The organism is Muribaculum sp. An289 (assembly GCF_002159555.1).
Lineage (GTDB): Bacteria > Bacteroidota > Bacteroidia > Bacteroidales > UBA932 > Merdivivens > Merdivivens faecigallinarum.
On record NZ_NFIV01000002.1, the window covers coordinates 40412 to 55777 of the forward strand.

The following is a 15366-nucleotide window of genomic DNA, read 5'->3' on the forward strand; positions in this document are numbered from 1 at the left end:
ATTTTCCTAATTGTCCCAATAACTCGTGCTTTTCTTGAATCTGAGCAGGTCGGCGAGTGTTGCGGCATTGGCGGCTATCTTGAAACTCCACTGCTCCCATTGGCCGGAAGGAATCCACGATACCTCTATATTAAAGCAGTGCATGTTGAACCTTGCCGTCAGCTGTGTCGTCGTCATCTTCATCGCCATCAGGTCGAAACCTGTCGAAATCTGCATCGACAGGGACGGGGTGATATTCACATTGGCATCGATGCTCAGGGCCTGCGTATGACGGTTGTTGGCCATAAGCTGCTCATTTACGTACTTGTACCCCCTCGTGAATACGTATGAATACCTGAAGGAAACGCTCCACGGGGCATTGGGATTGACATAGTACAGCCATCCTCCCGGAATGAATTCCCCGGTTACGGGATGCCTGTATGTCCTTCTGTAGGTAGTCATCGAGCCCTGGGCGTTCTTGTCCTGTCCGTCCATTCCGTTGATTTTGCCCTCTCCGGACAATGTATAGGACAGTGAAACGCTTGCGTTTGTCATCCTTACCGGGCGGTACCAGCCTTCCTTTTTCGCATTGAACACATTCACCCTCTGCCCCCTTTCGTTCACGGCGTACGGGTCGAGGGTCATGTTGGCGTTGATTCCCAATTTTCCGAATACGTTCGTGCTCATCGTGACCCGGAAATTATCCAGTTTCATCGAGTCCGCAAGGAAATTGTAGCCTCCGGAAATATTAAGCTGGTCTATGAGCTTGATTTTCTTCGTTCCCGTTCCCGTGGTGTCCTTCAGGTCCCGCACCTTGGCTTCGAAGTTGTTGTTTATGTTAAAGGTGAGCGAGGCCGTCTTTCCGCGCGAAGGCGGGGCATTCATCTGCCCGCTGTAGACGTTGTAGTCCAGTATCTGCTCCTTTCCGTTGGCATCTATGTATTTGTAGGTCCTCCATCCGTTGAATGCGGTACCCATCTCCGGCTGGAAATTGACCGAAAGGCTCGGCGATATCATGTGCCTGATGGCCTGGAGCCTGTGCTGCGTGCCGAAGTTGAAGAGTCCGTATATCCTTGTGTCGAGACTGATGCTTCCGCTATATCTGTGGGTGGCCCCGAAGGAGCTGAACACCTTCCCTTCCTTCTCTTCCACACGTCCCGTCTCCGGGTTGTATTCCCTTTCCGTTTTCCTGAAATACCAGTTCATGCCGTATGAAATGGACGGGTTGATGTTCAAGTATTTGAAAACCGTGAAGGACGGCAGTCCGATGGAGAAGTTGTGGGTCATGCCATTGTTGAGCTTGTCCCAGAATCCCGGTTTGCCGACATCGCTGGACTTGAACTGGATTCTGTTCTGGAAAGAGGTGTTGTAGCTGAACGAAATCTGTTCATACAGTTTTTCCTTTCCTACCCTTACCTTCCTTTTGAACGGATAGAACGTGCTCACGGACAGGGACAGGTTCGGAAGCGTGATGGAGTAGGAGCTGTCCCTCGCATTCTGATTGTGCAGAGCGCTCAGCGAGAGTGTCACCTTGTTCCACCGGCGGCTCCAGGATATGGACGAGGAGGTCTGGGTCGTCAGGGCTTCGTGTATGTTGTTGGAGTTGTATTTGTTGTTGGACGGGCTGGAAAAATTGACCGATGCGCTGAAAGTGGTTCCCGGCCTGGCCTTGGGGTCTTGCGTGTGGGACCATTTTACGGAGAAGTTCTTCGTCTGGAAGAAGTCCGTACTTCCCTTTTCGCCCGTCTGGTCGTTGGAATATGTCAGCCCGAAGTTTCCGTTGAACTTGTAATTGACCTTGTATCGCGAGGTCACGTCTACCTGCCATGAACCGAGGGTGTAGACATCTCCCGTCAGGGCTATGTCGAAATAGTCGCCGAGCACAAGATACAGTCCGAGGTCTTTCATATAGAACCCCCTGGCTCCCTCGTCTCCGAAGGTCGGTATCAGAATTCCGCTCGCCCTGTCCTGTATGTTAGGAACGAAGCCGAAAGGGATGGCCAGCGGCAGCGGAACGTCTTCCACCACCATGTACGCCGGGCCGAATACTGTACGCTGGCTCGGTTCCGTCATTACCTTTGCGGAGGTGAGGTTCAGATAAAAATGCGGATCCTCGTTGTCGCAGACGGTATAGCGCCCGTTCCGCATGTTTATCGATTTGTCGGGCATCATTTTTATGTCCTTGCCGTAAATGTCCCCTTCCTTGTCCTGGGTAATCATGTTCTTGACCCTCGACTTGCGGGTCTCGAAATTGTAGATGACCTTTTCCATCGTATAGGACTGTCCGCGGTCGGTCATTGTCGGCTGGCCGGTCCAGTTACCGAGACTGTCCTTGATTCCGGTGGCGAAGACAGTTTTCGTATCCACATTGTATTCCATGTATTCGGCGGTCATCTTCATGTCGCCGAATTCCACGGTGACATCGCCGTAATAGTAGATCATTTTGTATTTTCCGGAAAAATCCTCCACAATCGAATCCCTTGCCGTGGAAAATGCCGGCCGGTCTATGGCTCCCGGCTTGTCGGTCGTCGTGTCGGCAAGTACGCGGGCAATGGAATCCCTCCTTGCCGTTTCGATGGAGTCCATCCTTGCGAGCGTAGTCGAATCCAGGCGGGAGCGTACAAGCGAGTCGAGCCTGTCTTCGGAAGGCCTTACCCTCTCGTCCGCCGAAGGGATGTTTTCCTTGTTGCGCCGGCCCCTTCTCTGTCCGCGGTCCCTTCTGTCACGCCCGTCTTCCTGCCTGTCGTTTTCCTGGACGGAAACCTCTGTCGAATCTTTTACGGGAGTCTGCGCCGATGACACCCCTGGGGACAGGAATGACACCAGAATCCCGACAATTGCCGGGACCAGCAGCGACGATATGTATTTTCCAATATATCGATTCGACATCAATTATTCAAATAATCGAAAATAATTTCATAATTTTGCAAGATGCAAATGTAGTAAAAATTTTAAAAAAATTATGAAGTACTTGGCTTCGCATTCCATCTTGACGTTTTTATCGGCATTGCTCGCGGTTACCATGCCATTTTTATGCCATGCGGAACCCGAAAGCAAGGTGCGCCTGAAGACAGTCGTCCTCGACCCGGGGCACGGGGGACATGATGCCGGCTGTGTGAGCAAGGACGGAAAGACCTACGAGAAGAATCTCACCCTGTCGATTGCAAGGCAGGTCGGGAACAAGATAAAGGCCGCATATCCGGACGTGAAGGTGATATATACGAGGACTACGGACAAGTTCATCCCTTTGAACGAGCGGGCGGAGATAGCCAACAGGAACAAGGCGGACCTGTTCATATCGATACATATCAACGCTGTGGATTCTTCCTCGCCGACAGGCACTTCGGCCCATGTGCTCGGCCCTTCCTCGAACAAGAACAGGGACACCTTTTCGGAAAGTATGGAGCTGTGCCGGAGGGAAAATTCCGTAATCCTGCTCGAAGACGATTATTCCACGGCATACCAGGGTTTCAATCCGAACGATCCCGAATCCTACATCATCTTCAATCTCCTCCAGAACGCCCATCTCCAGCAGAGCCTGCAACTTGCGACACTGGTGCAGGAGAGGATGGGGGAAGGTCCGATAAAGAAAAACAGGGGGATATCGAGGGATCCGTTCCTCGTCCTGGTACGCACCGCCATGCCTTCCGTGCTTCTGGAACTCGGCTTCATTTCGAATTCCTCGGATTTGTCGGTGCTGCGGAGCAAAAGCGGGCAGGACAAGCTGGCCCAGAACGTATTCGATGCATTCAGCGAATATAAGGAATATTATGACGAGAGCGGAATCATCGAAAACACTCCAGCACAGGATGGAGTATCTGCCGGCAGCGGAGTCTCTTCCGACAGCGGAGGCGACGACGGTTCCGTAAGGTACGGAGTGCAGGTCTTCGTACTCAGCCGCAAGCTGCCTGCCGGAGATCCGGCCTTCAAAGGCATAAGCTGCGACAGTTACAAAAGCGGGAAAAATTATAAATATGTGGCCGGGGACTGTTCTTCAATCGCGGAGGCAAGATCCTTCCTGCGCAAGGTAAGGCAGAAATTCCCGGATGCATACGTAGTGAAAATAGAAAACGGGACGGTAGCCCCGGCAAAATAAATAAGGATATGAAAAAGCCCGGTAAGGAATTCAGAATAGGCCTGATGGTCGTGGCCACGGTGGTAGCCGCATATTTTGCGATAAATTATCTCAGGGACAAGGATGTCTTCAACCGAGAACACGAATATGTCGTAACTTACGATGACGTAAACGGTCTGAAGACCTCGGCAGGAGTGTATGTGCGCGGTTTCAAGGCCGGAAACGTGGATCGTGTCGAGTACTCTCCGGAGTCCGGCGATTTCCATATTTCCTGCTCGGTAGACAAACGCTTCGGGATACCTTCGGATTCCAGATTCGAGATATACAGCAGCGACCTCATGGGCGGCAAGTCCGTAAGGGTACTTGAAGGCGTTTCTGGTTCAATGGCTTCTTCGGGCGATACGATGCAGGGAGCCCTTGCTCCCGATATGATGGGCTCACTGATGGAGAAGCTTCCGGGCATTCTCGACAATGCCGGCTCGGTCCTCGACTCCGTCTCGCTTGCTGTCGGTTCCCTCCGCGGAATCCTCGATGCCAACAGCGCAGATATCCGGTCGATACTGGCATCGCTCGCTTCCGTCTCGTCCGAAATAGACAGGATTGCTTCGGATGCCGGGGATGTCGTTCCGGACCTGAAGATATTCTCGGAAAAGATGAAGGAACTTTCGGAGGTTCTTGCCGGAGGGAAAGGCGACATCACGGACATCATTTCCGACCTTTCGGAGGTGTCGTCACAGTTGAAGGATGCCGGAATAGGGGAGATAACCTCCTCCCTGTCGCGGATACTTTCATCCCTTGAGCAAGGGGAAGGGAGTGCCGGCCTGTTACTGAAAAACGATTCGCTCTATCTCCGTGTGGACTCGCTGGTGTCGGACGTCGATTCGTTGGTACGGGCGATAAAAGACAACCCGAAAAAGTATATCAGGGTATCGATTTTCTGATTGTGCATAAGATGTTAATAATCAACAGAATGATGTTTTAAATTTCTCTGTTTTGCGTTGATTTTCAAGATGTTACAAAAATATTTCAAAAAAATCCGCGTTTCACGACAGAAGTAAAATTTTAAAATATTCCAATAGGAATTTTCATTTTTATTGAAAAAGTTTTTTTTCACTTTTGTCTTCCGTTAATCGAAAAAGATACCGAGAAAGGGATACCGATGTTGGAGGACAAGCATATATTGGTTTGGAACAATTGCCTTAATGTCATTAAGGATATCATCGAGCCGCAGTCGTTCGCGACGTGGTTCGAAAAGATTGTTCCCGTAAGGTTGGAAGAAGCCACCCTTACCCTCCGTGTCCCTACCGAATTTTTCAGGGAATATCTTGAGGCCAATTATCTGGATCTTCTTAAAAAGGTGCTTCACCGCGAGCTCGGCCCGGAGGCCAGGCTTGTGTATGAAGTGAAGATTGTGTCCAACCAGCCTCATATCAGGTATCCGGGGCAGAACAGCGGCCAGCTGACAAACAAGGAGACTTTCATCCAGCCTTCAGTACAGTCGTCCGTAAATCCTTTCATACTTCCCGGACTCCAGAAACTGAAAATCGACCCCCAGCTCAATCCTCAGTACTGTTTCGACAATTTTGTAGAGGGGGGATGCAACCGGCTCGGGTTTACCGCCGGGAAGACCATAGCTGTCAAGCCTGGCGACACGCCTTTCAACCCTATTTTCATCTACGGCGCTTCCGGAATGGGCAAGACCCATCTGGCGCAGGCCATAGGAATAGCGGTCAAGGAAAGGTTTCCGGATCTGATTGTCCTGTATGTGCCGGCGGCAAGGTTCAAGACCCAGTATATGGATGCGGTCGTGAATCAGAACAAACTGGTGGATTTCCTGCATTTCTATATGAAGATAGATGTCCTGATTATAGATGATATCCAGGAGTTCGCAGACAAGCAGGGCACCCAGAACGCCTTTTTCCAGATATTCAACCATCTGCATCAGAACAGCAAGCAGCTTGTGTTTACTTCCGACAGGGCTCCGGTCGATTTGCAGAAGTTCGAAGACCGCCTTCTGTCGAGGCTCAAATGGGGCTTGTCCGTGGAACTGATGGCCCCGGACTATGAGACCAGGCTCGAAATGTTGAGGCACAGGAGTTTCCGTGAAGGTGTCGAGATACCCGGCAATGTCCTTGAATTCCTTGCCGACAAGATTGTCACCAATTTCAGGGAGCTTGAAGGGGCTTTGATTTCACTTATTGCCAATTCTACGCTTGCAAAGAAGGAAATAACCCTTGAACTGGCTGCTTCCGTAGTGGACAACATCGTCGGGAAAGGCGGGAAGGAAATCACCATCGACAGGGTGAAGGATGTGGTTTGCAGCTATTTCAACATCACCGAAAAGGATATGGACGCCAATTCGCGCAAGAGGGAGGTGGCGCAGGCACGGCAGATAGCCATGTACCTTAGCCGCAACCATACGAAAACATCTTTGTCCACCATAGGTGAAAGGATAGGCGGCCGTCACTATGCCACCGTGCTCCATGCCTGCAAGACGGTTAATGACCTTATGGATACGGACAAGAGCGTAAGGCAGTATGTCAGCGATATCGAGAAGACCCTGCTTTACGGGAACGGAAGATAGTGCGGAACGGACAGACATAAAATAAAAGCGGCCGTGAAAGCCGCTTTTTTCATTTTTGCCTTTCCGGATTCAGCCCTTGAGTTTTTCCTTGTGGCTGGCTATCTTGTCGCTACCCCAGGTGATGTTGAAACCGAAGTTTATGTTCATCTTTATCTTTCCTACAGGTATCAGCTGCGGGCTGTATTTTCCCAGATAGAAATTGTCGTTGCCTATGAAGAAGTTGAAGCCTTTCGGATGGAAATTGAGCATCCAGCCGAATGAATGGCCGAGGCTCCCGTAAGCATAGTTGAGACTGAACTCGAACCATTTTGCCGGAGAATACTGGGCTACGAGCCTTGCCTCGCTGTATGTGTGCGGGCCATTGAAAGTGGTTGCGGAAAGCAGTCCGAATTTTACCTTGTCGTACATCGGCAGCTTGTATTCGGCCGAGATGTACATCTTTGCGCTCAGCATCGATATTTTGGACGGAAGTTCTTCGCCTTTCTTCGGCCTGATGAATTTTAACGCGCGCTGTCCGAGGGCATCGAGTTCGGAATCAAGTGAATTGCCCTGCCCGATATTGTCCATTCCCGTGAATTCGAAGTTGCCGTTCCAGTCGGCCGTCTGGACTCCGGACCAGTTGATGAAACCGAGGTCTGTGACGGAGGCGGAAATGGCAAGTCCCGGAACAAGGTAGTCCATGTCGAAATATGCTCCTAAGTCTATTGCCGCGCCGTATCCACCTATGCCGATTTCATTCGAATTGAAATCGAAGCCGTCTATGTAGTTGTCGGCATCGGAAGTCAGCCCGGCCCCTTTCAGCGCAAGGTATCCGCTTCCTGAAATGTCGGCATTCCAGACGTTCTTTGAAAAATAAAGGTCGAGCCTGTCGATATTGGCATCGAGGCTGGCCACGCCTACGAGGAACTTCAGTTTCGCTCCTACGGAAATCCTGTCTTTCCAGACATAGCGGCTATGCCCTAAGGAAAACTGAAGGAAATTGTTGCTCGTGACCCCGATGTTCCTGATATGGTAGGATGTCCCTTCGGCTTCCGGCATGAAGTTTTTCAGGACCGCGAACAGCTCTTTCGGAAGGTTGACCGAGGTGTTGCTCCTCAATCCGACTTCTATCGTATTGAAGCCTCCAGCTATGCCGAAAAATCCGAGGCTGAGTATGTCGGTGCTGAGGTCCAATGTCAGTCTGTTTTCGGCGCTGAGCCCTCCGAGGAACTCTTCCGTGCTCACAGAACTGTTCATGAATGTAGTGAGTCCTCCGTCCTCCATAGGGTAGATGAAATTGCTTAGGCCCATGTTTGAATTGAGTCCGAAGTTGAAATTGCCCAATGCAATGAACGGCAGGTTGATGTATGAGGATTCATTGAAAAATGCAGGATTCATTTTGTGCCTGTATGCCGCCCCTTCCATGAAATACGAGGATTTCAGTTCCTGTGCCTGGGAAGCGGCTGCTGCCGATGGCAGTAAAGCCAAGGTTATGATTGCGGCTTTTATTATATTTTTCATATCTTGAATTTTCAATTGTCGGATTATTCTACATCTGTGTCTTCTGACAAATCTATATTCACCCCGCCCGGGATGATGAGGGTAATGTCTTCGAATACCACTCCGTTGTCGATATTGACGGTTTCCCCCGTGCCTTTATAGAGCCTTGACGTCAGTATTATGCCGTTCAGCCCGGAAATGGCCCCGTCAATGGTTTCCATTAACGAGATAGATATTTCGGCAGGGTTTCCGGCATCCGGACTGTAAGGGATTTCAATGGTGCCCCCGTCGGCGGAAAGTATCTCGATGCCCTCTATCGGGTTGCCGTTGATGTCGACGGCCATCCCGCTCAGTGTGGCGTTTGCCGGAATGGTGGATACGACTTTTCCTTCGATGATTATGCCGTCAAGGATGTCGGTGTAACCTTCGAGCTTGTTCTGCAAGTCTTCAATGGTATAATCGACCGACATGTCCAGATCCGGGCCGAAACATACCGGGGTTTCCAGACGGCATGTTCCCGAAATCTCATAATTGCTTCCCGGGATTATGCGGCAGTCGGCCGATGAATTGGCATTGAATGTAATCGAAATGTTGTCAGGAATCCGGTAAAACAGGTCGTCGAAATTTTCCACGGTTATGCCCGTGTAATCTCCTTCAGCACTGCCGTTTTGCGAAATGACGAAATGCGACTCGGAAGATGCGGCTATCTCAGGGGTGTCGAAGGCCACTTCCGCGAGTTTTTCCCCGTTTTTGCCGAAAGTCTCGATTTTCCCGCTGAATGAGGCGGCAAGAGGGGCTCCGTTGTTCAGGTCGAGGTAGACGGACGAGCCTGTCAGGTCGAGGATGCCTTCCCCGGACATCAGGCCTTCTTCATCGTCCAACCCGAGGCCGAAGTTTTCCGTTACCGGATCTGTGGCCACCGAAATCGCCGCTTCGATTGCGGATACATCAATGTCGTCGCTTCCTGAAGGGGATACGATGTTTACCGTAACGTCTATGAGTATTTCGCCGCCTTCATTGCTTATGTCCCCGCCGAAGAGGGTGATGGCGCAGTTGGTGCGTATCTTGTCCTTTATCGTAAGCAGGTGGGTTTCAGGATTGAACATTTCCGGATAATCGTGCAAGTCTACTCCGCTGATGTCCATGGTGGAAACAAGAGGGGTGTCCAGTGTCACTTCGCCGCTGACCTTTGCAGGGTTCTCGCTTTCTACCAGAAGCCATCCCGGATATATTACCGACAGCTCGTCTATCCGCACGCGGCTTACCGCATCGGTGGCGAGTTCCACTGTAACCACGGCTACCGCATCGAATTCGATTCTGTCTATTCTTTCAATCATTTCGTCCACTTCGATGTCGTCGAAGGTCACATCCACTTCATGGGTCTCCGGAAGTTCGTAGTTGAACTCTTCGTCAGGAAGGCCGCTTGTCTGGGGGATGCTGCCGAAGTCCAGATAGAGATAAGCCGGGTCGCCCCTGAAAGAGTAGTTGTCCACCGGTACCGATTCGGAAAAATCCACGGCCTCCGGGGCGATGATGTAATTCCCGTTTTCATCCGTTTTGAGGTATTCGTTGTCCTCCAGTTTAAGGATGTCTTTCAGGGTTGTGTTTCCGGTAGAGCCGACAGGCAGTGAGAGACTGTCGCCTCCGAAGCTGATGTTCATGTCGAGCTCGTTGTTTGCTAAGTCGTATCTCGAATCTATGCACGAGATAAGCCCGAATAGCGCGAGTGTACCCGCTGATGCTTTGATTAATAAATTTTTCATGAATAAAAAAATTATCTCAGAAGCTGTTTTTAAACAACCTCTCAATTCGGGCCGCAAAGATAGTCAAAAGAATGTAATAAGCTAATGTCCGGCAATTATTTTTGCCGTATTGTAAATAAAATGTAACTTTGTCGGAATCCGGTCGATGCCAGAATAGAAAATTATTTTTTTAAATATTTTAACGGTATGAATTCCAAACAGGTATTGTCGATTTTCGACGAAATTACGAAAATTCCCCGCGAATCGGGGCACGAGGAGCTGATTACGGCCTATCTGCTCGATTATGCGGAACGTCTCGGGCTCGAAGCGAAAAGGGACGAAATAGGAAACGTTGTAATAATAAAGGAGGCCGCTCCGGGGTTCGAGAAGAGGCCGACAATCGTTTTGCAGAGCCATTCGGACATGGTGTGCGAGAAAAACGAGGGTGTGGAGCATGATTTTTCGAAAGACCCTATAAAATATGAAATCGAGGACGGATGGCTTATCGCCAAGGATACCACCCTCGGGGCCGATTGCGGCATAGGCGTGGCAGCCCAGCTTGCAGTGCTCGGCAGCGACCTGAAGCTCGGCCGTATCGAAGCCCTGTTTACCGTATCGGAAGAGACCGGCCTTTACGGGGCCAAGGCATTGAAGCCGGGCTTCATTACGGGGAAGATTCTTATCAACCTCGATTCAGAAGACGAAGGGGAGCTGTTCGTAGGCTGTGCCGGCGGCATGGATACCACGGCCCGTCTTGCATACACCCCTGTCGGAATCGGCGAGGGTCGGAAAGCCTTTGCCGTAAAGGTAGCCGGAGGCATAGGCGGACACAGCGGGGATGACATAGACAAGGGGCGCGCCAATGCCGTGCAGTTGCTTGCGCGTTTCCTGTATACCTGCCTCGGTGAGGACTTCCTGCTCTGCTCTTTCCTCGGCGGCAACAAGCGCAATGCGATAGCGCGCGAGGCTTCGGCGGTCATTGCCGTTACGGACAGTGCGGTAGAGAGAATGAAGAAGGCATTCGGGGATTTCGTTTCCGACATACAGGGAGAGTTTTCCGTTACCGATCCTGGACTTTACGGTTCTTTCGAGGAGGTGGAAATGCCTGAAAGCGCAATCGACCCTGAAAGCGCCGGCAGGCTTCTGCGTTCCCTTGTTTCCGTGGCGCACGGCGTGCTCGGAATGAGTCCGGACATAAAGGGACTGGTGGAGACATCGACCAACCTTGCTTCGGTAAAACTTGAAAAACCGGGACTGATAAGGATAGGGACGAGCCAGAGAAGTTCGGTCACTTCCGAAAGGGATGCCGCTGCCGCGAAAGTACAGGCGGCCTTCGAACTTGCAGGTGCCGAGGTTACGCATGAGTCGGAATATCCGGGATGGAAACCGAGGATGGACTCTCCGCTGCTGAAACGTTGCGTTGCCTCCTACAAAGGGCTTTTCGGCCATGAACCGGTAGTAAGGGCCATACATGCAGGACTTGAATGCGGGCTGTTCCTGGATATCTATCCCGAGCTGGACATGATTTCCTTCGGACCTACCCTTCGCGGGGTGCATGCTCCGGGTGAAAGGCTCGAACTTGCGTCGCTCGACAAATTCGTCGCCTTCCTTCAGGATATTCTTGTCAATTATGAATGATTCCGTTAATTCCAAGGCTTATGAGACTGCTTGCACCGTCAATCCTTTCAGGAGATTTCGCCCGGCTTGCCGATGATATCGGATATGTGAACGGCTCCGTGGCGGACTGGTTCCATATAGATGTCATGGACGGCATCTTCGTTCCCAACATATCCTTCGGTTTTCCTGTCATGGAGGCCATAGCGAAATATGCGCGCAAACCTTTGGATACCCATCTGATGATTGTCCGTCCTGAAAATTATTTCGAGAGATGCGCGAAAATAGGGACGGAGTGGCTGAGCTTTCATTATGAGGCCACCCATAAGCCTCTCGAAGCATTGCGCTCAATAAGGTCCCTTGGCATGAAGGCCGGGGTCGTAATCAAGCCGGCTACGAGGCCAGAAATCCTCGAACCGCTGTTGGAGGAGGCCGATTATGTGCTCGTAATGTCGGTGGAACCCGGTTTCGGGGGGCAGAAATTCATGCCGGATTCCCTCCCTAAGGTAAGGCTTCTGCGCAAGATGATAGACGACAAGGGGCTGGATACCCTTATCCAGGTCGATGGAGGCATATCCTCGTCAAATGCCGACGAGGTTTTCGCCGCCGGTGCGGATTGCGTGGTGGCGGGAAGCGCCGTATTCAAGGCTGCCGACAGGGACATGGAATGCAGGGCAATCAAGGGACTCTCCGTATGACGGGCCTTAAATGATATAGCCTATCTCCTTGAAGGCGAATTCTTTTACCGCACCCTCCCTGTCCTGTACGAGGAGGGTGCCTTTTTCCGTGGTCCCGATTATTTTTCCGTAAAATTTTCCACCATCCTTTTTGTTTTCATATTCATGGAATTCGTCGATGCGATACATTTTCCTCTTGTATCCGGCGCGGATTTCCGCGGTGTCTTTCGATTCGAGCCGTGAGAAAATGTCGGAAACGAGCGTTTCGAGTTCTTTTTCGGGAAAATATGGGCCTCCGCCCGGACATTCCGCCGCCAACGAGGTCGGATTCGGTGCGGTCGTGCCCCATTCCGTCTGGTTCAGGTTCAGCCCTATGCCTATTATGCTGCGGGCGAGGCTTCCGGAGCGGACTCCGTTTTCTATGAGGATTCCGCATATTTTCCTGTCTCCGACATATATGTCATTGGGCCATTTTATTTTTGCCTCCAGCCCGAATCTCCGGAGGTAGTCGCAGATTCCGAGCGAAACGGCCTGAGATACGGTGAACTGTTCCGAGGCGGGAAAATCTTCGAATTTGACTATGACCGAAAATGTCAGGTTCATTCCGGCTTCGCTGTACCATCCGTTTCCCCTCTGGCCCTTGCCCGCGGTCTGCGATTCGGCCGCTATCACTGTCATGCTGTCATAATCGTCGATATTCCTAATGGCTTCATTATTAGTGGAATCTATGCATTTGAACCATTTTATGGCAATGTTTCTTTTCATTGGTGTGAATTTTGTGGTATATTTGCCCCCAAATTTAGTGTTTTTAAAATGGATATTGCAAAAAAGGAACTCGAAACCATTGCAATGGCTATGCTCGACAAGCGGGCTAAAAATGTCATCTCTTTGGATTTAAGAAAAATAGGTACGGCGATAGCCGATTATTTCGTAATATGCAACGCCGATTCGACAACGAATGTCGCGGCAATCTGCGACAATATTGAGAAGGAAATGGAGGAAAAGTGCGGCAGGAGCGTTGTCAGGATGCAGGGAAAGGAGAATGCGTTCTGGGTGATAATGGACTATGCCGACATCGTGATACATATTTTCCAGACACAGTACAGGGAGTTCTACCGTCTCGAAGACTTGTGGGCAGATGCTGTAAAAACCGATTATAAAGACGATGAGCCAGATGGGGAATAATGACAACAATACGGGCATGCCGCAGGGCAAAGGTCCGAATTTCCGTAAGATACGTTTCAATTTTACCTGGATATACATTCTGATAACCGTTGCCGTCCTTGCAATGTTTTTCAACAACAGGGGGGCGAATCCGCAGAAGAAGGAGTGGGCTGACGTGAAGGAGTACGCTCTGGCCGGCGATATAGACAAGATAGTATATATAAGGAATGAATACAAAGGCGAGGTCCAGATAAAGAAGGACAGCCTTCAGAAATATTCGGCGCTTTTCGGGGGGCACATACCAAATAAGCCTCCTCACATACTTTTCCTGGTTTCCGATAAGTTCGATCCGGAGACGGCTTTCGAGGAAATCAATTCGGTATTGAACGAGGAGGGCAAACCTTCGGTCGAGGTAGTGATGGAGCAGAAGCGCGATATGTGGGGGATACTCAACTGGTTCATTTTCCCGCTGCTCATACTGGTGCTGTGGTTCTTCATGTTCCGTGGTTTCAACAAGGGCGCCGGTGCCGGAGGAGGTCCCGGCGGAATCTTCAATGTCGGGAAATCTACGGCCAAGATTGCGGAAAAGAGCCTGATGAAGGTCACTTTCAACGATGTGGCCGGTCTTGCCGAGGCGAAGGTGGAACTCAACGAGATTGTGGATTTTCTCAAGAATCCGAAAAAATATACTGAACTCGGCGGCAAGATTCCTAAGGGAGCTTTGCTGGTAGGGCCTCCGGGTACGGGAAAGACCCTGCTGGCGAAAGCCGTGGCCGGGGAGGCCGATGTGCCTTTCTTTTCTATGGCCGGTTCCGATTTCGTGGAAATGTTCGTCGGCGTGGGAGCATCCCGCGTGCGTGACCTTTTCAAGCAGGCCAAGGAGAAAGCCCCGTGCATCGTGTTCATAGACGAAATAGACGCCATCGGACGTGCAAGAAGCAAGAACGGTGGCTTTTCCGGGAATGACGAGAGGGAAAATACGCTTAACCAGCTGCTTACCGAGATGGACGGTTTCGGTACGAATTCCGGAGTGATAATCCTTGCGGCCACTAACCGCGTGGACATACTGGACAAGGCCCTGATGAGGGCCGGGCGTTTCGACCGTCAGATTACCGTTGATCTTCCGGAGCTGGCCGACAGGGTGGAACTTTTCAAGGTCCATACTCGGAAACTCAAGATAGCATCCGATTTCGATCCGGATTTCTTTGCCAAGCAGACTCCGGGATTTTCGGGCGCGGACATAGCCAATATATGTAACGAAGCGGCATTGATTGCGGCCCGCAAGTCGAGAAAAGCCATAGAAAAACAGGATTTCCTCGATGCGATAGACCGCGTTGTAGGAGGTCTCGAGCGCAAGAGCCTCGTAATGACACCGGAGCAGAAAAAGGCCACAGCTTACCACGAGGCGGGCCATGCCATGGTGCATTGGATGCTGCCTAAAGCCGATACGGTCCTGAAGGTTACGATAATCCCGCGCGGCAATTCGCTCGGCGCTACATGGTTCCTTCCTGATGAACGCCATACCCGCTCGAAGGGCGAGCTGCTCGACGAGATGGCCACGCTTGTGGCAGGAAGGGTAGGCGAGCAGATGTTCACCGGAGAGATTTCGACAGGTGCGGCAAACGACCTCGACAGGGCCACGAGCATGGCTTACAATATGATAATGGTTTACGGCATGGGAGAATCCGTTCCGAATCTATCATACTATGGGCTGATATCGAACGGCAACATCGGGACCAAGCCGTTCAGCGACAAGACGGCCGATGAAATAGACAAGGAGGTGCGTTCCATGGTAGATACTGCCATAAGCAGGGCTTCCTGCATCATTGATAGCGGGAAAGACAATTTCGTGCGCCTGGCCGAACTACTTTATGAAAAAGAGGTGATTTTCGCAGAAGATATAGAGGCTATCCTCGGCCCTAAGGTAAAACCGCCGGCATCAGAAGCGGCGGATGTGGCTAAGGATTCGCCTGCTGAAAATTCGCCTGATGAGAATTCGCCTGATGAAGATGCGGCAACGGAGGAGAACAACGGGTAACCGAAGAAAAATTT

At 51.0% G+C, this 15366-nt stretch carries 11 protein-coding genes; 7 read left to right on the forward strand and 4 right to left on the reverse strand.

Annotation, left to right across the window (positions count from 1 at the left end):
• Positions 1–6: 6 nt before the first annotated feature.
• Positions 7–2868, reverse strand: a complete 2862-nt coding sequence (locus B5F83_RS01700; RefSeq protein ID WP_087275350.1) for a putative LPS assembly protein LptD — start codon at positions 2866–2868, stop codon at positions 7–9.
• Between the two features lie 73 nt (positions 2869–2941).
• On the opposite strand from B5F83_RS01700, the gene B5F83_RS01705 reads away from it, so the two are divergent.
• The 3 genes from B5F83_RS01705 (at position 2942) to dnaA (ending at position 6638) form a co-directional block, all read left to right on the forward strand.
• On the forward strand, positions 2942–4075 hold the full coding sequence (locus B5F83_RS01705; protein WP_087275348.1) for an N-acetylmuramoyl-L-alanine amidase: 1134 nt from the start codon (positions 2942–2944) through the stop codon (positions 4073–4075).
• Positions 4076–4083: 8 nt separating this feature from the next.
• Positions 4084–4995: an MlaD family protein gene (locus B5F83_RS01710; protein WP_087275345.1), complete on the forward strand. Its 912-nt coding sequence runs from the start codon at positions 4084–4086 to the stop codon at positions 4993–4995.
• A 218-nt stretch (positions 4996–5213) separates the two neighbouring features.
• The gene (gene dnaA / locus B5F83_RS01715; RefSeq protein ID WP_087275343.1) at positions 5214–6638 is read left to right on the forward strand and encodes a chromosomal replication initiator protein DnaA; all 1425 of its coding nucleotides are present in this window, start codon (positions 5214–5216) and stop codon (positions 6636–6638) included.
• Between the two features lie 69 nt (positions 6639–6707).
• Here the strand turns inward: dnaA and B5F83_RS01720 are convergent, their stop codons facing one another.
• Together B5F83_RS01720 and B5F83_RS01725 are read right to left on the reverse strand one after the other, a co-directional pair.
• Entirely contained in the window at positions 6708–8138 is a 1431-nt protein-coding gene (locus B5F83_RS01720) for a DUF5723 family protein (RefSeq protein ID WP_143822435.1), read from the reverse strand.
• Between the two features lie 23 nt (positions 8139–8161).
• Complete coding sequence (locus tag B5F83_RS01725; RefSeq protein WP_087275339.1) at positions 8162–9880, reverse strand: hypothetical protein; 1719 nt, start codon at positions 9878–9880, stop codon at positions 8162–8164.
• A 186-nt stretch (positions 9881–10066) separates the two neighbouring features.
• Here B5F83_RS01725 and B5F83_RS01730 point away from each other — a divergent pair, with 186 nt between their 5' ends.
• Both B5F83_RS01730 and rpe read left to right on the forward strand, forming a co-directional pair.
• Complete coding sequence (locus B5F83_RS01730) at positions 10067–11497, forward strand: aminoacyl-histidine dipeptidase (protein ID WP_087275337.1); 1431 nt, start codon at positions 10067–10069, stop codon at positions 11495–11497.
• Between the two features lie 20 nt (positions 11498–11517).
• Positions 11518–12171: a ribulose-phosphate 3-epimerase gene (rpe, locus tag B5F83_RS01735; RefSeq protein WP_204207300.1), complete on the forward strand. Its 654-nt coding sequence runs from the start codon at positions 11518–11520 to the stop codon at positions 12169–12171.
• Between the two features lie 6 nt (positions 12172–12177).
• Here the strand turns inward: rpe and B5F83_RS01740 are convergent, their stop codons facing one another.
• Positions 12178–12915, reverse strand: a complete 738-nt coding sequence (locus B5F83_RS01740; RefSeq protein ID WP_087275332.1) for a biotin--[acetyl-CoA-carboxylase] ligase — start codon at positions 12913–12915, stop codon at positions 12178–12180.
• A 48-nt stretch (positions 12916–12963) separates the two neighbouring features.
• On the opposite strand from B5F83_RS01740, the gene rsfS reads away from it, so the two are divergent.
• Complete coding sequence (rsfS, locus tag B5F83_RS01745; protein WP_087275330.1) at positions 12964–13335, forward strand: ribosome silencing factor; 372 nt, start codon at positions 12964–12966, stop codon at positions 13333–13335.
• Positions 13316–15352 (forward strand): ATP-dependent zinc metalloprotease FtsH, encoded by a 2037-nt coding sequence (ftsH, locus tag B5F83_RS01750; RefSeq protein WP_239383796.1) that lies wholly within the window; start codon positions 13316–13318, stop codon positions 15350–15352. Before rsfS ends, ftsH begins: the two co-directional genes overlap by 20 nt.
• Positions 15353–15366 lie beyond the last annotated feature (14 nt).